Annotated in this window: 18 protein-coding genes; 2 read left to right on the forward strand and 16 right to left on the reverse strand. The window is 67.5% G+C overall.

Annotated elements, in window-relative coordinates:
• Positions 1-7: 7 nt before the first annotated feature.
• The 11 genes from HZ989_RS06260 to HZ989_RS06310 form a co-directional block, all read right to left on the reverse strand.
• Positions 8-1,678, reverse strand: coding sequence for a DUF1800 family protein (locus tag HZ989_RS06260; protein WP_209322753.1), 1,671 nt, complete (start codon positions 1,676-1,678; stop codon positions 8-10).
• Positions 1,679-1,854: 176 nt separating this feature from the next.
• Positions 1,855-2,955 carry a redox-regulated ATPase YchF gene (ychF, locus tag HZ989_RS06265; protein ID WP_209322754.1) on the reverse strand — a complete coding sequence of 367 codons (1,101 nt, stop codon included), beginning with the start codon at positions 2,953-2,955 and terminating at the stop codon, positions 1,855-1,857.
• An 84-nt stretch (positions 2,956-3,039) separates the two neighbouring features.
• On the reverse strand, positions 3,040-3,486 hold the full coding sequence (locus tag HZ989_RS06270; RefSeq protein WP_245162479.1) for a copper chaperone PCu(A)C: 447 nt from the start codon (positions 3,484-3,486) through the stop codon (positions 3,040-3,042).
• Between the two features lie 20 nt (positions 3,487-3,506).
• Positions 3,507-4,865 carry a PepSY domain-containing protein gene (locus HZ989_RS06275; RefSeq protein ID WP_209322756.1) on the reverse strand — a complete coding sequence of 453 codons (1,359 nt, stop codon included), beginning with the start codon at positions 4,863-4,865 and terminating at the stop codon, positions 3,507-3,509.
• Positions 4,865-6,928, reverse strand: coding sequence for a TonB-dependent receptor (locus HZ989_RS06280; protein ID WP_209322757.1), 2,064 nt, complete (start codon positions 6,926-6,928; stop codon positions 4,865-4,867). Before HZ989_RS06280 ends, HZ989_RS06275 begins: the two co-directional genes overlap by 1 nt.
• 73 nt (positions 6,929-7,001) lie before the next feature.
• Positions 7,002-7,484, reverse strand: coding sequence for a DUF2946 family protein (locus HZ989_RS06285; protein ID WP_209322758.1), 483 nt, complete (start codon positions 7,482-7,484; stop codon positions 7,002-7,004).
• Positions 7,481-8,095, reverse strand: a complete 615-nt coding sequence (gene pth / locus HZ989_RS06290; RefSeq protein WP_209322759.1) for an aminoacyl-tRNA hydrolase — start codon at positions 8,093-8,095, stop codon at positions 7,481-7,483. Before pth ends, HZ989_RS06285 begins: the two co-directional genes overlap by 4 nt.
• Positions 8,096-8,167: 72 nt before the next feature.
• The gene (locus HZ989_RS06295; RefSeq protein ID WP_209322760.1) at positions 8,168-8,836 is read right to left on the reverse strand and encodes a 50S ribosomal protein L25/general stress protein Ctc; all 669 of its coding nucleotides are present in this window, start codon (positions 8,834-8,836) and stop codon (positions 8,168-8,170) included.
• A gap of 177 nt (positions 8,837-9,013) precedes the next feature.
• Positions 9,014-10,093: a hypothetical protein gene (locus tag HZ989_RS06300; RefSeq protein ID WP_209322761.1), complete on the reverse strand. Its 1,080-nt coding sequence runs from the start codon at positions 10,091-10,093 to the stop codon at positions 9,014-9,016.
• 101 nt (positions 10,094-10,194) lie between these two features.
• Positions 10,195-11,439 (reverse strand): hypothetical protein, encoded by a 1,245-nt coding sequence (locus HZ989_RS06305; protein WP_209322762.1) that lies wholly within the window; start codon positions 11,437-11,439, stop codon positions 10,195-10,197.
• Between the two features lie 70 nt (positions 11,440-11,509).
• Positions 11,510-12,442, reverse strand: a complete 933-nt coding sequence (locus HZ989_RS06310) for a ribose-phosphate pyrophosphokinase (protein WP_209322763.1) — start codon at positions 12,440-12,442, stop codon at positions 11,510-11,512.
• A gap of 188 nt (positions 12,443-12,630) precedes the next feature.
• Here HZ989_RS06310 and HZ989_RS06315 point away from each other — a divergent pair, with 188 nt between their 5' ends.
• Together HZ989_RS06315 and recN are read left to right on the forward strand one after the other, a co-directional pair.
• Positions 12,631-13,503, forward strand: coding sequence for an outer membrane protein assembly factor BamD (locus tag HZ989_RS06315; RefSeq protein ID WP_209322764.1), 873 nt, complete (start codon positions 12,631-12,633; stop codon positions 13,501-13,503).
• A 55-nt stretch (positions 13,504-13,558) separates the two neighbouring features.
• Positions 13,559-15,259: a DNA repair protein RecN gene (gene recN, locus HZ989_RS06320; protein ID WP_209322765.1), complete on the forward strand. Its 1,701-nt coding sequence runs from the start codon at positions 13,559-13,561 to the stop codon at positions 15,257-15,259.
• 152 nt (positions 15,260-15,411) lie between these two features.
• On the opposite strand, the gene HZ989_RS06325 is transcribed toward recN, so the two are convergent.
• From HZ989_RS06325 to HZ989_RS06345, 5 genes are all read right to left on the reverse strand, one after another.
• Complete coding sequence (locus HZ989_RS06325) at positions 15,412-17,790, reverse strand: CehA/McbA family metallohydrolase (RefSeq protein WP_209322766.1); 2,379 nt, start codon at positions 17,788-17,790, stop codon at positions 15,412-15,414.
• Between the two features lie 297 nt (positions 17,791-18,087).
• Positions 18,088-18,996 carry a cobalamin biosynthesis protein CbiG gene (locus HZ989_RS06330; protein WP_209322767.1) on the reverse strand — a complete coding sequence of 303 codons (909 nt, stop codon included), beginning with the start codon at positions 18,994-18,996 and terminating at the stop codon, positions 18,088-18,090.
• Positions 18,997-19,073: 77 nt separating this feature from the next.
• A complete protein-coding gene (locus tag HZ989_RS06335; protein WP_209322768.1) occupies positions 19,074-19,586 on the reverse strand; it encodes a hypothetical protein in 513 nt (170 codons plus the stop codon).
• Between the two features lie 15 nt (positions 19,587-19,601).
• Positions 19,602-20,396, reverse strand: a complete 795-nt coding sequence (gene xth / locus HZ989_RS06340; protein ID WP_209322769.1) for an exodeoxyribonuclease III — start codon at positions 20,394-20,396, stop codon at positions 19,602-19,604.
• Positions 20,397-20,452: 56 nt separating this feature from the next.
• Positions 20,453-21,430 (reverse strand): hypothetical protein, encoded by a 978-nt coding sequence (locus tag HZ989_RS06345; protein WP_209322770.1) that lies wholly within the window; start codon positions 21,428-21,430, stop codon positions 20,453-20,455.
• Between the last annotated feature and the right edge of the window lie 153 nt (positions 21,431-21,583).

A 21,583-nucleotide genomic window follows, 5' to 3' on the forward strand; every position in this document is an offset into this window, starting at 1 on the left:
CCCGTCCTCACCGCTGGACCAGATATTCGGGTGAAACCATCGTCATATAGACGGCGAGCTTCGATCGGTTCAGCAGGGCCGTATCGATGGCCGACTGGTTTGTGCCGGTCGCCGCGGGGATGGCAACCGAGTTGACACTCTCGACGATGCGCGCGCGCAGGGTCGACGACATCTGACCAAAGAGCAGCATCCGGTTCATCCGATCGGCCAGGGCATTGGCATCCGAGGCGATCGCGACTTCCCGCGTATAGGCCGAGCGGACGTCGCTGCCGGTCCCGATGCCGGTCCCGATGGCTGTCTGCATGGTGTTGGCATAGCCGGCGACGGTGACCTCGTCGACGATCTGGAACTCCGGCGCCAGCAAACTCTGGGCTCCGAGCCGGGTGTTGGGCGGGACATAGCCGGGGCGGAAGAAGTTGAACACCGAGGGCGAGGCCAGTGCCGACTGGCCCAGCGAGGTATTGGCGCTGGTAGAGTTCAGCAGATAGTTGCCGCTGACCGAGGTCGCCCCGAAGGCGCGCATCCAGTTGGTCATGCGAATGACCGGCTCACGGATCTTGCCGAACGTTGCACTGGAGCCTGTGTTGAGGTCGCGCGCCTCGGCATCCAGGAGGATCGTGCGGATTACCGCCGCCAGATCGCCGCGGACTCCCGAGCCATTGTTGACGAAGACAGCCGAGCAGCGGCTGACGGAGGCGGGCGAGGGGTTTGATGTCACCAGTCGCTGGATCAGCTGTTTGCAGATGAAGGGCGGGACGTTGACGTTGTTGAAGATGGTGTCGAGCGCGATCTTCAGCTCTGCCACACCATCGGTCGATCCGGCCGGGATGGTCACCCCCAGGAAGGTCTTGGCCGAGGTCGAGTGGTACTGCGGATAGAGGATCATCGACCGGACGTAGGAGTCGTTGGTCCTTCCGGCACCGAAGAAGGTCTGGTTCGTTGGCGTCGCCGCATACCAGCTGAAACCTGTGAAGACCCGCGCCAGGTTGGAAATGTCGGCGGGCGTATAGGTCGGGATGGGTTGTCCGGCACCATCGCGGCGCACAGTGCCGTCCATGTTCAACTCCTGAACACCGATCGACATGAGCTGCATCACTTCGCGAGCGTAGTTCTCGTCCGGGGTGCGACCGGTGGCGGCGTCCTCCTTCTGGTTCGCCAGATGGGTCAGATAGATCCCCATCATCGGATGCAGGGAGACCTGCTCCAGCAGGGTGCGATAGTTGCCGAAGGCGTTGTTGCCCAGCATGTCGTAGTAGGAGGCCGCGCCGCGAATATCGATATTCGCGTCCAGCAGGGAAATGACGAACATCTCCGACAGGGCGAACTTGACCCGCTCGCGCAGCTGGGCCTGGCCGGTGGCGGAATAGAGCCAGAAGCTTTCGTAGAAATTATTGGCCCCCAGCGTCGCTGTCGGGTTGGTGAGCCGCAGCTGGGCCAGCCTGTTGTCCGCATAGGTGAGGTGCGACGAAGACTGCAGTCCGAGCTGGCCGTTGATCCAGTCGGCGTAACCCAGCGCCTTGACCGAGTCGATTTCAGCGTCGGTGGGGCCAAAGGTCGCCTGGGTCAGTAGCTTCGCCGCGCCGGCGTCACTGACGGCCGGTGTCGGTGTCGGAGACGGGTTGTTCCCGCCCCCATTGCTTGAGCCGCCGCCTCCGCCGCACGAGGCGAGGCCGATCATAAGGGCGACAGGCAGGGCGACTGCCTTGAGCTGAGCGACTATGCCTTGTCCCTGCACGTCTGTCCCCCCGACCAACGCTGATGGTTGCAGCGATGCTAGACTTGTGAGGGGGTAACTGTGAAGCGATTCCGTGAAGACTTCTCCCGTTCACCTCCACCGATGCCGTGAATCAGGCCCTAGTTGAACAGGAAGTTCATCACGTCGCCGTCCTTGACGATATAGGCCTTGCCCTCGGCGCGCAGCTTGCCGGCTTCACGGGCCTTCGCCTCGCCGCGAAGGGCGACGTAGTCGTCATAGGCGATGGTCTCGGCGCGGATGAAGCCCTTCTCGAAATCGGAGTGGATGACCCCGGCGGCCTGGGGCGCGGTGTCGCCGACGTGGATGGTCCAGGCGCGGGCTTCCTTGGGTCCGACGGTGAAGTAGGACTGCAGGCCCAGCAGGCTGTAGGCCTCGCGGATCAGGCGGTTCAGGCCGGGTTCGGCCAGGCCCAGGCTTTCCAGGAACTCGGCCTGTTCTTCCGGGTCCAGCACGGCCAGTTCGGAATCGATCCTGGCCGAGATCACGACCGACCTGGCGTTGTCCTCGGCGGCGCGTCTGGCGACGCGGTCGGACAGTTCGTTGCCCCTGTCGGCCGATCCTTCGTCGACATTGGAGACATAGAGGGCGGGCAGGGAGGTCAGTAGTTGCAGCATGTCCCAGGCCTTGCGGTCCTCTTTGGACACGTCGGGCAGGGCGGTGCGAGCGGGCTTGCCGGCATGCAGCTTCGCCAGGGCCAGATCGACCAGCTTCAGGCTCTGCTGGCTTTCCTTGTCCCCGCCCTTGGCGCGCTTTTCCATCTGGACGCGGCGGCGTTCCAGGCTTTCCAGATCGGCCAGCATCAATTCAGTCTCGATGATCTCGAGGTCGCTGATCGGGTCGATGCGGTTTTCGACATGGGTGATGTCGTCGTCGATGAAGCAGCGGGAGACGAAGGCGATGGCGTCGCAGTCGCGGATGTTGGCCAGGAACTGATTGCCCAGGCCCTCGCCCTTGGACGCGCCGCGCACCAGGCCCGCGATGTCGACGAAGGTGATGCGCGAGGGGATGATCTCCTTCGAACCGGCGATCCCGGCCAGGACGTTCAGGCGCGGCTCGGGCACGGCGACGTCGCCGGTATTCGGCTCGATGGTGCAGAACGGATAGTTGGCCGCCTGTGCCGCCGCCGTCTTGGTCAGGGCGTTGAACAGGGTGGACTTGCCGACGTTGGGCAGGCCGACGATCGCGACTTTCAGAGCCATGGTATTCCTGAGGCGGGCCAGAGGGGGCCGGGTGAGGGCGAGCCTTTAGACGGTTCGCGACCGTTTGTCAGGCTCGCCCGTTGATCAGGAGGCGGCCGGCGGCTGGCCGACGGTGGCGCGGATGTCGACGGGCCGGGCGTGCTCGAAGGTCAGGGTGAGGGGGACCTGGTCGCCCGTCGCCAACGGCTGTTTCAGCTGCATCAGCATGATGTGGTTTCCGCCCGGTGCCAGCGAGACGGCTTCACCGGGCGGCAGGACCAGACCGTCCTTGAGTTCGCCCATCTTCATCATTCCATTCTCGGTGCTCATCTCGTGAATCTGGGCCAGGCCGGCGACCGGCGAGCCGACCGAGACCAGCCGGTCGGCCTGGCTGGCGGTCAGGGTCAGATAGCAGCCGGTGATGTCCCGACCGTTCGGCGTCGGTCGGCACAGGGCGTCGGCCACGGCAACGGTGGCGGGACCGGTCGGCACCGCGGCCTCGCCACAGGCGGCGAGCGTCAGCAGGCAGGCGGACAGGAGCAGGCGGGTCATGGGACGTTCCAGTTCGAGGGTCATACAGCTTGCGGCGGGGTGCGGCTCAGCATCGAGACGATCCGGTCCAGTCCGACGGCCACGATCAGGCTGAGACCCGTCAGGGGATACAGGATTGCCAGCGGCAGGACGATAGCCAGTACCGCGACCTTGGCGCGCGGTCCGGGCGGGGCGACGGGGGCGCCGAGGCACCTCTTCGGCCGCCGCTTCCACCACATGACCAGGGCGCTGATGCCCAGGATCCAGATGGCGATACAGCCCGCCAGCATCAGGTAACGATTCACCCAGCCGTACTGGGTCCCCTGATGGACACCGATGCCCCATTCATAGGCTTTCGCCCCGATGCCGAACTGGTCGTAGCGGACGTCTGCACGGACCGCGCCGGTGGTGGCGTCGATATAGAGGATGCGGTTGTCCTCGACCCGCTGGACGACGCGCGCGGCCGTATAGGCCATGGCGGGATCGGTTGGGATCGACACCGTATAGGGCCGTGCGAGGCCCTGCGCATCGGCCGTGGCGAGGACCGTCGACAGGCGGGCGGTGCCGGTGGCGTCGGGCGTCGGCATCACCATCCCCTCCATCGTCCAGCCGACACCGACGGGGGCGTCCCCGTGTTCGGCGTGGGCAAAGGCAGGCGAGGCGGCCGGGGGTTTGGGGCGGCCGAGGCCGTGGTCCTTCGCATAGCCCATGACCTGATCGCCCCAGACGGCCGACCAGGGCATCCCCGTCGCCGCCAGGAAGACGATAATGGCCCCGGCATAGAGACCGGTCACGGCGTGAAGGTCGCGCCAGAAGGGGCGGCGCGTTACGTCCGTCGCCTTGATCGTCGTGACGCCGACGCCGCGCCTGCGCGGCCACCACATGAAGATCCCCGTGGCGACAAGGATGATGGCCCAGCCGGCGACGATCTCAATGATCGCATTGGCCCATTTGCCCAGCAGGATCAGGCTGTGCAGCCGCTTGACCGTCTCCATGACGCCCCCGAACGGCGTGGTGCCGATCAGACGGGCGTCGTGCGGATCGACGAAGGCGGTGCGCTTTCCGCCGTCCGGAAGGTTGACGGTCAGGCGGGCGGCCTGGTCCGGGCGGGCGGGGACCAGGACATTGGCGACCCTGCCCCCGGTCCCGGCTTCGGCCGCCGCGACCCAGCGGTCGGGGGACGCGGTCTGGGTCCGGGCCTCGACCTGCGACAGACCCCGATAGGCCAGGCCGTCGATCTCGCCCTTGAACAGGTAGAGACCGCCGGTCAGGGCCAGCAGCATCAGGAAGGGCAGGACCAGCAGGCCGGCATAGAAATGCCAGCGCCAGACGGTGCGATAGGCCTCCGACAGGAGGCCGGGAGCGGCCGAAGCCGCCCCGGTCTGTGCGTTCGCCGGCATCAGTAAGACATCCTGACGCCCATGAAGACCGAGGTGCCCTCGCCCGGCCAGAAGACGGCGGTGGAGGCGACTCGCGCATCGGTCACAGCGCTGAAGTTCGAGACATAGTGTTCGTCGAACAGGTTCCTGGCATCGACGAAGAGGTTCGTGCCGCTTTCCAACGTCCAGCCGAGGCCCAGGTTGACGACGGTATAGCCGGGAGCTTTCAGCGTGTTCTTGTAGTCGACCCAGGTGTCGGACGGGGTCGTCTCCACCGACGGCGCGACGAACCAGCCGGCGGGGTGATCGTAGCGCAGCTCGGCCCGATAGAGGTGCGGCGGGACCAGCGGCAGATCGTTGTCACCATAGGCCTTGTCGTCCTCGAAGAAGAAGTCGGACCAGGTGTACGTCTGGCGCAGACGCCAGCCGGTCGCAAAGCGCCAGTCGAGACCGGCCTCGATTCCCCGGTGGACGGTCGGACCCGCATTGAAGGTCGCGGCAGGGATGCCGAGGGCCGGGTTGACGACGAAGTTCAGCAGTTCGTTGTCCAATTCGGCGCGGTAGACCGCGACGTCCCATGAGAGCCGTGCGGTACGCCCGCGCACGCCCGCTTCCCAGGTCCAGGCTTCCTGGGCCTTGATGCTGGCGAAGCCGCCGATGGTGGGTGTCAGGGAGCCGAAGTTGGGCGGCTCGATCGAACGGGTGACGTTGGCATAGGCCTGTGCGCCGGATTCGCCCTCCCAGAGCAGGCCGAGGCGGGGCGCGAACCACTCGTAGTCCTTGCCGGTGGTCAGGTTGAAGGTGGAGGAGACGCCCGGCAGAGCGAAGCTCTGATAGTCTCGCTCGGCCCGGCCCCAGGTACCGCCGGCGACGATCGCGACCTGGTCGGTGACGAACAGACGACCCTCGGCGAAGACGTCGAGCGCCTTTGCATTCTGGCGCGCCTTGGCGGTACGGTTCCCGCTGGAGCCCCGCATATTGACGAACTGCTGGGCATCCAGATCGCCGACCCGGTACCAGGCCCCACCGAAGGCATCGGCGCGCAGCCCGAACAGCCGGCCCTCCCAGTCCAGTCGGCCAAAGGCACCGTAGTTGCGGCTCTGCTGGTCGATGACCTGGAAGATCGGATGATGCAGGTCCTTCCAGGTGCCATAGACGGCACCTTCGAACAGCAGGTCGGGCGACAGCCGCCAGCGGGTCGACAGGGTGGTGCGGACCGAGGCGTAGTCGCGCTGATAGGCATTGGCGACATTGGCAGCGGCGGGCATGACCGGGGTGTTCAGGGCCTGGGCCAGGGTCAGGGCCCCCGGAATCTCCTGATGGATATAGGCCCCCTGGATGATCAGCCGGGCCTCGCGGTCCTCGCCGAAGCTGCGGCCGATATTGGCGGTGATGTACTGCTGCTGGCCGTCCGACTGCTGGCGCCAGCCCTCGGCGACCGCGCCGGTGACGCCGATGAAGGCGTCCCAGTCGCCACGGACGCCGCCGACCTCGGCATGCAGTCGGCCGGTGCGCCAGGAGCCGAGGTCGGCGCGGACGCTGGCGGTCTCGCCCGAGGTACGGCCGTTCGGCGTAACCAGATTGACCGCCCCGCCCAGCAGGGAGCCGCCGAAGCGCAGGGCGTTGCCGCCTTTATAGACTTCGGTGAAGCGGGCCAGCAGGGGATCGACCATCTGCACGTCGCCGAAGCCGTCGGCCTCGTTGAACGGGATGCCGTCCTGGGACACGAAGACACCGCGCAGGTGGTTGGCGTTGCCGATGCCCGAGCCGCGGATCGAGAGGCGGACATCGCCGCCCCATTTCTTCTGGGCATAGACGCCGGGTACATCGCGCAGGACATCGGCGAGATTGGGGGCGTAGCGGCTCTCCAGGTTTTCGGCCGAGACGACGGCGACGGCACCGGGCGTGCGCGACAGGCGGCGGCGGGCTTCAGCCACCACGGGGGGATCTTCGGGATTGCGGGCACCGGTGACGATGACCTCGCCCAGGTCGATGGCGGGGCCGGTCGGGGCGGTCTGGGAGAAGGCGGGGCTGGCGAGGACGCACAGCAGAGCGGCCGGAGCCGCCGAAATGAGAAGGCGCATGTGAAGGATGTCCTGAAAGACGCAAGGGTGCGCCCGCGCGCGCGTGGCGGCGGGCGGGTCTGGGAGCGTGCGTTCAGGCCTGGGGTGGGGCGGTCGACGGGGGCCGGGGCGGAGCACGCGCCGGGGGCGGTACGGCCTGGCCGGGCGCGACGAAGCGCGACGCCGGATAGGAGGTGGCGGCGCGGACCGACTGGAGCGCCGGGGGTGTCGGCAGGTCGGCGACGACCGCCATGACGCAGGCCGAGCATTTGACGCCCGCCATGCCCTTGCTCGGCGCCTGCTGGCCGTCCACGCCGATCGAGATGGTCTGGGGGCCCTCGGTGGAGCAGATGACCATCGGATGGCCCGGCGTCGAGGCCGCATAGGCCGCAAAGGGCAGCAGGCTTCCGAACACGATGGCGAACGTCGCGGCCAGGAAGGCCAGCGAGCGGGCGATCGACCAGGATTCGGCCTGTGGACGGGTCACGACGGGGCGATAGCGGATGGCGGGCCGGAAAGGAAGCGCGTCCGGGTCTCCTCCCCATACGCGCTTGCGCATGGGGAGGAGACGGATCATTCGCCCTTCGCCGCCTGGGCGGCCTGGCGGGGGCTGAACTTGGGGGCGGGGGCCAGGCGCAGGACCTCGCCCTGATAGCGTTCGTCATCGCCGGCCACGGCGAAGGGCAGGGCGTCGGCGCAGGCGTTCAGCAGGGCCTCCAGCCACGGCTGCTCGGCCTTGTGGAAGTCCCCCAGGACGTGGGGCATGACCATCGACGGCTCGCCCGGGTGGCCGACGCCCATGCGCGCGCGGCGGAAGTCGGGACCCAGTTGGGAGATCAGGCTGCGAACACCGTTCTGGCCCGCCGCGCCGCCGCCCTTCTTCATGCGGAACCGGCCGGGGGCCAGGTCGATCTCGTCGTGGAAGACGATCACGTCCGCAGGCGCGATCTTGTAGAAGCGGGCGGCCTCTCCGACGGCATTGCCCGAGTTGTTCATGAAGGTCTGGGGCTTCATCAGCAGCACCCGGGTGCCCTCGACCTCGCCCTCGCGGATGACCGACTGGAACTTGGCGCGCTCGGGCCCGAACCGCCACCGGCGTGCGATCTCGTCTGCGGCCATGAAGCCGATGTTGTGGCGGTTGTTCTGGTATCTGGGACCCGGATTGCCGAGGCCGGCGATGATGAGCATGGCGCTGTCCTGATACGAAAACGGCCCCGTCCGTCACCGAATGGGGCCGCGATCATGAGATGATCCGTCGGATCAGTCTTCGGTCTTCTCGCCTTCGGCAGCGGCGTTTTCGTCGCCCTGTTCGGTGGCGGCGGCTTCGGCGGTCTCGTCCTCGATCTGGTCGGCGGCAGCGACGGCGGCCGACGAGACCTTGATGGCACCGATCACGAAGTCGCGGTCGGTGATGGTGGACTTCACATCAGAAGGCACCTTGACGTCCGACCAGCGCAGGGTGTCGCCCAGCTTGTGGCCAGCCAGGTCGACGACCAGGTCTTCGGGGATGTGGTTGGCCGGGACCAGGATCTCGACCGAGTGACGGACGATTTCGAGCGTGCCGCCCTGACGGAAGGCCTTGCACTGGTCTTCGTTGATGAAGTGGATCGGCACTTCGATCTTGATGGTCTGGTTCTCGTCGACGCGCATCAGGTCGAAATGCAGGGGACGGTCCGACACGGGGTCGAACTGCACGTCCTTGGCGATGACCGGCTGGCTCTCGTCGCCGTATTTCAGCGTGACGAGGTGGCCCAGCAGCTTGCCGGTGTACAGGTTCTTGCGGAAGTCCTTCTCGTTGACCGAGATGGCGACGGGAGCCTTGCCGCCGCCGTACAGGATGCCCGGAACCGCGCCCGAGCGACGGGCCGCGCGCGCGCCGCCGGTGCCGGTGTTCTCGCGGACGTCCACGTTCAGAATGATCTCGGCCATCTGGCTCGCCTCAACAACAAAAACGCCTGCGCCGACATTGCGGCCCGCGCGGCGGGGTCATGGACCCTCGAATTCAAGAGCGCGGGTCATTACACGCAAGCGCCGGTATGCGCAACTGCGTCCGCGAGACGAAACGCGCCCATACAGCGAGCGACCGCCTCGCGAGCGCTGGCGGGCTCACCTTCCTGCGGGTTGCGTGGCGACGATGGAGGCGGTGGTGGCTTCCTGGGCGAAGCCTCCCACCGGCGTGACAGACGCCGTCGCCGTGTCCGGGGCGGCCGTCACGACCGGAACCGTCGCCTGGGTGGTACAGGTTGCCAGGTCGCGCACGATGTGGCGCCCGACGCAGAACATATCCTCATAGCTGGGACGCGAGGCGGCGAGGCACTGGAACAGGTTCAGCTTGGACATATCGAGGCAGAACTGGGCGTTGGTCTCGATCGACAGGGCTTCGGTATTGGCGCGCGCCTCGTCGCCGGCGGCCCCGAGGGCGGCAAGGGCGGCGATGGCGAGGGCGTGCACGACCGCAGGGGTATAGGGCGGGGCATGGGTGGCGGGTGCCAGGTTCAGGCCAGAACCGCTGTTGGCGGCAGCGAACAGGCGCGCGGAGTCCTCGGCCGAGGGCAGCATCTGGCCCGCCGAGATGGTCTTGGCGGTTTCCAGCCGGACGGCGCGGTCGGAAATCGGCACGACGGCCCAGCGGCGGCGGGGATCGTTGCGCTCCTGGATGGTATAGGCATCGCCCTCAATCGCGTCCGCGATGGTGGTCAGGGCGGCGATGTCCTGTCCCAGGGTGGCGATGATCAGGCCGGCGGCGACATCGGCGCCCGGCAGGCCGGCGGCATAGGCCGGATCGCGAATAATGTTGGCGACGACGTCGGCGCGGATCGCGGGATCGACGGCATAGGTGCGAACGCCGGCGACGAACTCGGGCGACTGCAGCGCCAGGATCGAGCCATAGGCGATCATGCCCCGCGACAGGGCGGCGGGGTCGTAGGCCGCGCCCTTGTGCATCGCATTCTGGATCGACTCGGCATCAGGGAAGCCGGCCTGGATCGTGCCGACGTCGCGGATGAAGGCCACATAGATGGAGGCGGCCTGGGCCACACCCTCGTTCAGGGTCACCGGAGGGGGCGGGGGAGGCGCTTCCACGACGACGGCGACGGGTTCGGGCGCCGGTGTGCTGCAGGCCCCCAGGACGGCCGTGGCGGCGGCCACCACGATCGCCAGGGTGCGACGTGAAAGAACCAGACGCATGGATAATCCCCCGGATACGGATACTGAGGCGCACTGCCGACGCCGAGCGTTCTATATCGCGTTGCAGAGGGTTTTCCGATCGTTAATCCCGCAGGGCGAGTTCACCGGTTCGGTGCCGGGGGCGCGGCGTTCAAACGCTGGGTCTGGCTCGCGCCCGGGGCGAGCGCGGGGTTCGGCGTGATCGACGGGGCAGCCGGTGTGACCGTGGTGACGGGCGTCACGGTCGCGGGCGTTTCCGGTATGGCCGAAGACCCCGGGGCGGTCGATGGCTGCAGCGGTTCGGCGCGGATGACCGGCGTGCGTGACTCCACCCGGGTCTGGACGGGCGCGTCCACGGTGATCCGTGCGGCGGGCTGGCTGGCGCCGCTCGCACAGGTGGCCAGGTCGCGGACGATGTGCCGACCCAGGCAGAATTCCACCTCGTAGCTCGGCCGCGACGCCGCGAGGCACTGGAACAGGTTCAGCTTGGAACTGGCAAGACAGTCCTGGCTGCCCAGGTCGTACTGCAGGGCGTCGGTATTGGAGACCGCGTTTTCGCCGGCACCATCCAGGACCGCGAGGGCCGCGAGGGCCAGGGCGCTGGAGACCGCAGGGGGATAGGGCGGCTGGCGCAGGCGCGCGGTCGAGACCCCGAGACCGGAGCCGGAATAGGCCGCAGCCGAAAGCCGGGCCGCATCCTCGGCATTGGCCACCATGCGGAGGGCCGACAGGTCCTTGACGCCCTGAATGCGCGCGTCGCGATCCGGCACGGGCCGGCGGGCCCACGACGCGCGGCCATCGGCCTGGATGGCATAGGCATCGTTTTCGATGGAGTCGGCGGCGAACCGCAGCGCGGCGATATCGGCGTCGAGGACCCCCATGATCAACCCTGCGGCGGAATCGGCTCCGGCCAGGGTCGAGGCATAGGTGGGATCGGCCACGATCCGGGCGACCGTCTGATTGCGGGTCTCGCGATCCATGCCGTGCCGGCGCACCCCGGTGACGAACTCGGGTGACTGCAGCGCCAGGATGGAGGCGTAGGCCACCAGGCCGCGCGAGATCTGATCCGGCTGATAGGCGGCACCGCGCTGCATGGCGGCCAGAATGGCCTCGGGGCTCTCAAAGCCGCCGCGCAGGGTCGCCATGTCGCGGGTGAAACCCAGATAGATGGCGGCGGACTGGATCACGCTGTCGTTCAGCGCGATGGGTTTGGGCCGGGCGGCCAGGGCGGCGGCGGCCGCGAGCTCGGCTGCGATCCGCTGTGCCTCGGCTTCCTCGGCGGCCTTGTTCGATGCGCAGGACGACAGGGTCGCGGCGATCAGCAGCGCCGCCAGGGCCGATGCCCTGCGGCTCGAAAACAGTGTCATGATGATCCTCCGCAGCTTCCCCCGCCGGATTCCAACAGCAGGCTCCCGGCAGTATTGAGGCAGGGTCGCCTCAGTCGAACAGTTTCGATACCGATTCCTCGTTGGCAATCCGACGGATGGCCTCGCCGATCAGGGGCGCAACCGGAACGGTACGGATCTTGGCGCAGCTGGTCACCTCGAAAGGCTGTTCGATCGAATCGGTGATGACCAGTTCCTTCAGCGGACCGTCGGTCACGCGCTGGACGGCCGGGCCGGACAGGACGCCGTGGCTGATGTAGGCCGAGACGGAGGTCGCGCCGGCCTCCATCAGCGCCTTGGCGGCGTTCACGAGGGTGCCGCCCGAATCGACGATGTCGTCGAACAGGATGCATTCGCGCCCCGCAACGTCGCCGATGATGTTCATGACCTCGCTCTCGCCCGCACGGGGGCGACGCTTGTCGACGATGGCGAGGTCGACATTGAGACGTTCGGCCAGCGACCGGGCGCGCACCACGCCGCCGACGTCGGGCGAGACGATCATCAGATTGCCCCGCTGGTAGTGATCCTTGACGTCCTGGGCGAGGACCGGGGTCGCCACCAGATTGTCGGTCGGAATGTCGAAGAAGCCCTGAATCTGGCCGGCGTGCAGGTCCATGGTCAGGACGCGATCGGCCCCGGCGCGCGTGATCATATTGGCGACCAGCTTGGCCGAGATCGGCGTGCGGCCACCCGTCTTCCGGTCCTGACGCGCATAGCCGAAATAGGGCATGACCGCCGTGATCCGTCGCGCCGAGGCCCGGACCAGGGCGTCGATGCAGATCAGCAGCTCCATCAGGTTGTCATTGGCCGGATAGGAGGTCGACTGGATTACGAAGACATCCTCGCCGCGCACGTTTTCCTCGATGACGGCGAAGACCTCGTTGTCGGCGAACCGCTTCACCTGGGCCTTGGTCAGGGGCATGTCGAGGTGATCGGCGATGGCCTGGGACAGGGTCCGGTTCGAGTTGCCAGCGAGCAGCTTCATCCGGTCATCCTTTCGCCGTCATCGGACCGCCAATGAAGCGCGTTCCGTCTCGCGCGCTCTTTAGCAGCGCACCGGGCCGTAGCAAGCGGTCATCGTGTCCCCGGGATGATGGCGTGCCGCGCCGGGGGGTGATAGGGAACTCGGTCTTGGATTCCGGCTGACCAGATCGGTCGTTCGGGTGGCGTGTGATGAGGTTTGTCTTGCCGACTTTCTCCCGGTCTTCGTCCGCCCTGCGACGCGGCGGCCTGATCCTGATGGCCGCAGCCGTCACCCTGACCCTTGCCTCATGTAACGGCGGTGCCAATCGGCCGCGCCTGGCCTATGAGGAGCGGCCGGTCGAGCTGCTCTACAACACCGGCTACCAGCGCCTTCAGTCCAGCCGCTGGTCGGACGCGGTCGATTATTTCCAGGAAGTCGAGCGCCAGCATCCGTATTCTGAATGGTCGCGCCGGGCGATCCTGATGCAGGTCTATGCCCACTACCAGAACGGCAACTACGAGGAATCGATCGCGGCCGCGGACCGGTTTATCGCCTTGTTCCCGGGCAGCCCCTCGGCCGCCTATGCCTTCTATATGCGCGCCACCTGCCATTTCGAGCAGATCGTCGATGTGGGCCGCGACCAGGATCAGGCCCGGCAGGCGCTGGAGGGTCTGAGGGACGTCGCGCGCCGCTATCCCGGTTCGTCCTATGCCACGGACGCCACGGTCAAGATCGACATGGTCAATGACCAGCTGGCCGGCAAGGAGATGTCGATCGGCCGCTACTACCAGCGCGCCAACCAGCCACTGGCCGCGATCGGTCGCTACAAGGCGGTCATCGACAACGAAGCCTATCAGCGCACCTCGCACACGCCCGAGGCGCTGTACCGGCTCGTCGAGGTCTATCTGAGCCTGGGCCTGAAGGACGAGGCGGAGCGCAACGGCTCGGTGCTCGGCTTCAACTATCCCGGCAGCCCCTGGTATTCCGAGGCCTACGCCCTTCTGACCGAACAGGGCGAGCAGCCGGGCACGGCCCCGACGGCGCCGCGCGAGAGCTGGTTGCAGCGGATTATTCCGGGCTGACCGTTCGCCTCCTGTTCTGGGCTAGACTGTCCGCGATGCCGAATCGTTTCGCCCCATGCTGAGCCGCCTGTCGATCCGCGACGTCGTGCTGGTCGACGTCCTCGATCTGGAGGTCGAGGGCGGACTGACCGTGCTGACCGGCGAGACGGGCGCGGGCAAGTCGATCATCCTCGACGCCCTGGGCCTGGCGCTCGGCGGGCGAGGGGAGGCGGGGCTGGTGCGGGCCGGCGCGAAACAGGCCGTGGCCACCGCCATCTTCACCGCGCCGAACGATGCCGACCTGATCGCCCTGATCCAGGACAAGGGGTTCGATGTGACGCCGGGCGAGGAGCTGATCCTGCGCCGGGTCCTGTCCGCTGACGGGCGCAGCCGGGCCTATATCAACGACCAGCCGGCCGGCGTCGCCGCCCTGCGCGAGATCGGCGCGCGGCTGGTGGAGGTGCATGGCCAGCACGAAACCGTCGGTCTGCTGGACTGGAAGACCCATCGCGGCCTGCTCGATGCCTACGGTGGCCTGGCCCCGCAGCTGTCGGGCGTCGCGGCGGCGTCCGATCGTCTGAAGGCGGCGGAGGCCCGGCTGGAGGGACTGCGGGCCGCCGCGGCCGACGCAGCCGCGCGGGCCGAAGAGATCACCCTGAACCTCGCCGACCTCGACGACCTCGACCCGCGCGCGGACGAGGAGACCGAACTGGCGGGCGAGCGGGCGGTGCTGGGCGCGGCAGAAAAGGCCGTGGCCGATCTGGCCGACGCCCGGACCAACCTCGGTGGTGACAAGCTCAGCCAGAAGCTGTCGGCCGCTCTGCGGGCCGTCGAACATGCCCGCCAGCGCGCGACCCAGGCCGGGGTCGAGGCCGATCATCCCGTGCTGGTTCGCCTGACCCGTGCCGCCGAGGCCATCGACCGGACCATGGTCGAGGCGGCAGAAGCCATCGCCGAGGTCGACGCCGCCGCCCATGCCTTCGACTTTGAGCCGGGCCGTCTGGACAAGGCCGAGGAGCGGCTGTTCGCCCTGCGGGCGGCGGCCAGAAAGCTGAACACCACCGTCCACGCCCTGCCGGCCCTGCGCATTTCGCTGCGCGAGCAGCTGCGCCTGATCGGGGATGGGGCCGAGGCGATGACCGCCGCGGCGCGCGAGGCGGCGGTGGCCCGCGAGCATTACGATGTGGCCGCGTCGCTTTTGAGTTCGGGCCGCGAGGCCGCCGCCGACCGTCTGGCCAGGGCGGTGATGGAGGAACTGGGCCCGCTGAAGCTGGACCGCGCGCGGTTCCGGGTGGCGCTGGAGCCTGTGGCCGAGGGGCGGCGCGGTCCTCTGGGCGTGGAGACGGCGCGGTTCGAGATCGCGACCAATGCCGGAACCCCGTTCGGCCCGCTGGACGCCATCGCCTCGGGCGGGGAGCTGGCGCGCTTCGCCCTGGCCATGAAGGCCGCTCTGGCGGGGCGCGAGGACCAGCGCCAGCCGGTGATGATCTTCGACGAGGTCGATCAGGGCGTCGGCGGGGCTGTGGCCGAGGCCGTGGGTCAGCGTCTGAAACGCCTGTCGACCGGGGCCCAGGTCCTGGTCGTCACCCACAGCCCCCAGGTCGCGGCCCGGGGCCATGCCCACTGGAAGGTGCGCAAGGCCGATGCGAACGGCGCGACCACGACGACGGTGGACGCGCTGAACGACGATGCGCGGCGCGAGGAGATCGCCCGGATGCTGGCCGGGGCCGTGATTACAGAAGAGGCGCGGGCAGCGGCGCGGGCTTTGATCGGCTGAAACAGCGGGCCGCGAACGTCGGTTTTGCGGCTCTGGGTTAACGACCGCTCTCGACCCAAAGCGGCGGTCAGGAACGTCCGCTTTTCAGACCGATCAGAGCCAAAAACACTCAAACTCGGTGTCCACGAAACCGGGTGCAGCTCAGACACCCTCTACCGCGCCAACTCCGTCAGCCTTGCCCGGCCCTCAGCAAAGCGGGCACGCAATTGCGGTACCGCGGCCCCCTCGTAACCTGTCGCCAGTCGAGCCTCGGCTACGTCCATCCAGCGCAGCAGATCACCCGCCGCACTGCGAGCAGCGTCAGGGTCGCTGCTTCCTCGCTCGCCCAGCCAGACAGGGGCCGTATGCGCGAACATGTAACTGTCCTGGAGCGGCCACACGGATTCACCCCCTCGGGCCCGCGCCGCAATCCATCCGCCGGCGGGTACGTCGACAGTACCCGTGAACCGGCGACTACCCTCAAGTCGACCGCCGCTCCAGACGACCCTGCCATTGACCAGAACCTCGATCTGCTCGACCGGCGCAGAAGATGACGCATCGATCGCGAACGCGAGGCGGGTTCCCCCCTGAACCGTGCCACCGGGTCCTACGCCCTCCACGGTGAAGTCGATCATCGGCCCGTTGGTGACGAAGCTCCGGCCCTCGCGAACCGCGTCGAGGAAGCTGGCAATCCCGCCCGGACCCGCCGGTTTTGCGTACACCCGTGTTGCGCCGACAGCCATTGTCCGGTGGAAATTGTGCATCGTGTCGCTGCCACCTGACGGCATGATTGGCAGGCCCAGGTTGAGCAACCGGTACCAGAGCTCAGCCGTGCCGAGTTCGTCGCTCCAGAGACAGGCGAGCTCGATCGCATCGACGTCGCCGGCGAGTGCGTCCGGGACAAGCTCAAGCGGGATGCCCCTTGGCTCGCCTGCCGTTGGGAACGGATCGGAGACAGCCACAGGGTGTACGTAGATGTTGAGCCCACCCTGCTCTCGGGCAAACCGCAAAGGTGAGGCGTTGCTGATATCGAGCCGATCGTACGCCGGGTATCCCGGGCCGAAAAACCACGGCGTATGGAGTGCATCGGCACCGATGACGCCGACATGGCCGAGGAAATGAGAGCGGACCTCCTGACTGAACCGGATGAGGGGCGGCTCTGTCCGCTGCCAGCCCCAGTAGCGTGCGTCCATCAGACTGGTCTGAAGGTTCGCGAGCTGCGGGGTCGACACATCGATAGCCTCAGCACGCAACGGCGTAATCATATCCTCCGGTTCGAGCTGAAATGGGCCGCCGTAGTTGAGGTGGCTGTGCAGGTCGCCACCAACCCAGCCACGAGCGGCCAGATCAAACTCCGGCGCGGGCAGGTCCAGATCGATTATCGCCGTCTCTCCGGCGCGGACCCGTCGCGTGGCGGTCACAGCACGGTCAAAGCCATGGCTGGCATTGATCATGACTTCGCCGGCGGGCAGTTCGACTGTGACGGTGCCCGGCGAGTGAAAGAAGATTTTCCCATGCTGTCCGTCGAAGTAACTGATCCCTGTATCCGGCACTGACGGATGTCCTGCACCGTCTACGACCACGAGACGTGCAGGCAGGGGTGAACCATCGCGCCGGGTCCGGATCGTGACGCGCGCCGTCGCCTCTCCCATATCCCAGGAAAGTGGCGTCAAGTCCTGAGCCAATCCGCCGGTGCTCGCGACCCGGAACAAGGCGAAGCGTTCGCTACGATCGGGCTCCACGTACCAGAGGCTTCCGTCTCGCGCCCATGCAGGCGTGAGGGGATAGGTTGCATCTTCCGCGACGCGAAGCGTTTCCCCCCCGCCGATACCCGAGATGAGAAGCTGCGTGCGGTCGCCGTGGAGTGGTGTCAGCGCAAAGCTGCCCCCGTCGGGGCTGGCGGATAGACGGAGCTGTGGCGACAGTCCCTCTCTGCGCAGCGTCGTAATGCTGCCATCGGCAAATGAGAGAGTAGCGATAGTATCGGACGCGCCCGACACCTTGGCCACATAGACGAGACCGCCTACGATCGGTTGGGGGTTCAGCTCCTGGCCCCTGGCGGTGGTCAACCGGGTCTTCGCGCCCGAAGCAACCTCTACCTCCCAGAGGTCGAGATCACCGGCCTCGGCGGAGCTGTAGTAGACGCTCTCACCCCCCTCGGAAAAGACGGGGTCGAGTTCTATCGTAGGGGTGTCAACCAGAAGTCGTTCGCGACGGCTGGCGACATCGACGATCCAGATGGCCGTATCACGGCTGGTGTCGCGGACGAACGCGATGCTATTGCCATCGGGCGACCAAGTGGGCCGCGAGTCGACTGAGCTGCCATGCGTCAGCCTTCGCGCCTCACGCGATTCGATGTCCATGACCCAAAGCCAGCCTCGCGCAGCGAAGGCCACCCGTCTCCCGTCCGGGGAGGGTGCCGGATCGGTCGGGGAGTTGGCGAAGGTCGGCAAATTGAAGCCTTCCAGATAGACATGGTGCGAGACGCCAGCGATCTTCGGGTAACGATTCGTCCACTCAGCCGTAGCCGGCTGAGCGAGCAACGCGGCCAAAGCCCATGCGCCCACTGCGAATGTGATTGGTCGGCGGGTAGTATGTCCGGTCATTCGATGGCTCATTGACGACTTGCCCCCTGACTCACCCGAGTCGAATCCGCATCACGACCACGACGGCATTGATGTGACAGCGGCGAACCGACATTGGCTGCTCGGCGACGAACAGTCCCAGATTCACCCGGACCATGCAAAGCCGATTTCAGCGGCATCGCTCGGTGTCCGCTCACCACCCATGACGGACTCCCGAAGCGTCCGCTTCCGAGACCGCCCACGGGCGGGAGATCAAGACCGGCCTCACACCCCCAGAATCCAGCCTTCCTCGTCCTGGACCCGGGCCACCAGGGCCTCGTCGGTGCCCTTCTTCGGGCCGAAGGCCATGGACAGGTCGCCGCGCTCGTCCAGCAAGGCCAGGGCCTCGGCCGTCGTTCGGACCTGGGCCTGATCCTTGAACTCTCCGGCAGCGACGGTGGTGGGCCACATCGAGGGCCAGACCTCGGCGACGAGCACCGACAGCGGTTCGAGGTCGGCCGTCTCCAGCGCGCGCCAGCCGGTGCCGAAGGGCCAGACGGCGGCGGAGGCCCCGAGGCTCTCCAGCAGGCGCCGAACCATGGGGATGCCGACCAGGGTCTGGCCGCCGACGGCGCCCGCCCCGTGCATCTGCCAGTTCGACTTCGGCTGCAGCTTGCCACCCTTGATGGCCAGTTCGGTGGCCCGGTACTCGGGGATGTCCGCGCCGGAGCCGGCGGGGGGCTTGGTCGTAGTCAGCCAGCGCTGGGCCTGTTTGGCCGGCGCGCCCCAGAAGGGCCAGGCCGCGTCCGTCATCAGCCGGTTCATCTTGGCCGCGATCTGGTAGCGGTTGTTGGTGTTGTCGGCCTTGTCGATGATGTTGGAGGCCACGAACTTCCACAGGGCGGACCATGCGGGCGTGTCCTTCAGCCCCAGGCGCGCGGCGGTCCCGGCCGGGTATCCGAACGAGAAGTCGAAGCCCAGCAGGACACGGTCGCCACGCCGGGCGTGGTCGGCCAGGATCGAGCGGATCATCGCCTCCCCCTCGGCCCGGGTCGCGACATTGTGGGTCTCGGTATAGAGGCGGAAGCGCACGTCGCGCTTGGCCACGCCGATCCAGACCGAGTTCTCGCCCAGCTTCTTGCCCTCGGCAGCGGTCCAGTCGGCGATGACATAGGCGTCGAACAGGCGGGCCACGGCGGGCTCCTCGGGAAATACACGAAACAGGATGGCGGGGTTTAGTCCTTCCCCTCGCCAGGGGGAACCCCGAAGGCCTACTTCAGCATCGCGTCCAGATGCGACAGCCAGCGGCGCCCCAGGCGCATGGCCTCGGGCGGGGATCCGGTATGGCCGGGCGACATGGCGTTCCACAGGGCCAGCTCGAACTCCGGATAGCGGGCGTCGGCGAACAGCAGGCGAAGCGTGACCAGTTCGGCATCGGGGGCCATGACGTCCAGGGTCTTTCGCGCCTCGCCGCGCCGGACGCGGGCGACGACATGGCCGTCGACGATCAGCTCGCCGCCCTCCACCTCGTCGAAGGCATAGACCAGGCCGTGGGCGCCGCGATCCCACAGGACCGCGACCTGTCCGCCGTCGAAATCCAGGCCGGCGCCACGGCCTTCGCTCGCGGAAATCGCCTCGACCTCGGGCAGGGTCCCCAGGGATTTCAGCATGGCGCGACGCAGGCGGCGCTCGGGTTCCATCCACCAGTTCAGCGTCAGGGCGGCCGTGGTCAGGGCGGCGGCCGCGAGCGCGATCAGCAGGATGACGCGCAGGGCCTCAGCCATTCCGGGCCTCGCCCATCAGTCGGCCAGTTCGATGACGACCGGGACGTGGTCGGACGGCTTGTCCATGTCGCGGGCGTCGCGGTGTGTCTCGACGCCGACGAACCGGTCGGCGGCCTGGGGCGACAGCAGGTGGAAGTCGATGCGGATGCCATGATCGCGCTGCCAGGCCCCGGCCTGATAGTCCCAGAAGGTCCAGCTGCCGGGCGGCTGCCGGCCGAGCGCCCCGGCCTCGTAAAGACCCAGGCCCTTCAGCGCGCGGAAGGCGGCGCGGCTCTCGGGCTGGAACAGGGCGTCGGTCGTCCAGGCGGCGGGGTTCTTCGCGTCATCGGGCGTGGGGATGACGTTGTAGTCGCCGCATAGGGTGAAGGCCTCTTCCTGGCTCAGCAGATCGCGCGCATGGGCGTTCAGACGGGCCATCCAGCGCAGCTTGTAGTCGAACTTCCCGGTGCCGACCGGATTGCCGTTGGGCAGATACAGGCCGCCGACCCGGACCGGGCGGGGGGCCTCGATCAGGGCCTCGATATAGCGGGCCTGGTCCTCGACGCCGTCCTCCAGCAGATCCGAACCGGGAAGGCCGCGCCGGACGTCCGAGACCGGATGTTTCGAGAGCAGGGCCACGCCGTTGTAGGACTTCTGGCCGTGAACCTCGACATTGTAGCCGAGGCTCTCGAAGGCCTCGCGCGGGAACTTGTCGTCGACGGTCTTGATCTCCTGGAAGCAGACGACGTCGGGCATCGCCCCTTCCAGCCATTCCAGGACGGTCGGCAGGCGGGCGTTGACGGAGTTCACGTTCCAGGTGGCGATGCGCATCGCCGCGAGCCTAGGCAGGGTCGCCTCCCCGGGCAAGCGCCCGGGGAGGCGAACGATTATGGCGCGGCAGGCGGAGCCGCGGCTTCCGGAACAATCGTCAGCTTGCAGCCGCCGCCGATGCGCTGGGCGGTCTCGCAGGGATAGACCTGCTGCACCGCATAGGCGTTGTCGAAGCGCACGATGATGCCCTTGCCGTCGGCGCATTTGGCTTCGTAGAAGCTGCCGTTGGCATTGGCCCCCATGTAGCGGGCTTCTGTCGGGTCGCAGGCCGCAGCATCGGCGTCGCCGACGAAGCGACCCTTCAGCGTGGCAACCTGTTCGGCAGTGGTCGAGAAACGGCAGCGGCCGTTCTGACCCACGATCTCAAGGCATTCCGTCTTCTTCCAGCCCGTGGGCGTCCGTTCCAGCCAGTAACCGTCGGCGCCGTTGCAGCCGACTTCATAGATCAGATTGCCGGCGCCCGAGCGGCCGATCGAGCTGCCCTGATCCGGCGTGCAGGCCACGCCCGCCTCGGCGGCGTAGGCGCTGACGACACGCAGGACGTCCAGGTTCACCGGGTTGGCGCACTGGGTCCCGACATCGGCGGCGGGGTCGCGGGCGCGTTCGATCTCGGCCTGACCGGCCAGAAGGACGCAGTCGGCCGCGACCGGCGGCGTGGACGAGACGAAGATGAAGCCCGGACCGGTGGCGCAGACGGCCTCATAGAGCTTTTCCTGGGCGGGGGTCACGCCCCGAAGCTCGGCCGACGTCACCTGACATGGCGTGCTGGTCGCTGTGGCCAGGGCCTGGGCCGCGGCCAGGTTTTCGGCCGCCGTGGGGGGCGGCGGATTGGCGCGGTTGCGGGCTTCGCGCCGCTGCCGGGCGTTCTGCTCGGTTGCTTCGATGGCCGAGCCGTCTACGGGAGATTGCGATTGCGCGCCGGTGGCGGCGCCGGGGATGTTGCTCCCCGTCGCCTGTGCGCTGGCCGTCATGGGCGTGAGCCCGGTGAGCATGACCGCCGCGCCGAGCGCCGCGAGGATGGAGGATTTGAACACGAACTGGCTCCTGGACCGCATTTCCCTGTGAGCAGAGCCTTGGCGGGGCACCGGGACAAGGTCAAGACCGAGTTGCGGCCACGATGCGGCGAACCGGCGGCGTGCTGGACGAATACGGGCGGCTCTGGCAATGATGGGCGCGTTGCGATTGGA

This window comes from Brevundimonas sp. AJA228-03 (genome assembly GCF_017795885.1).
GTDB lineage: Bacteria > Pseudomonadota > Alphaproteobacteria > Caulobacterales > Caulobacteraceae > Brevundimonas.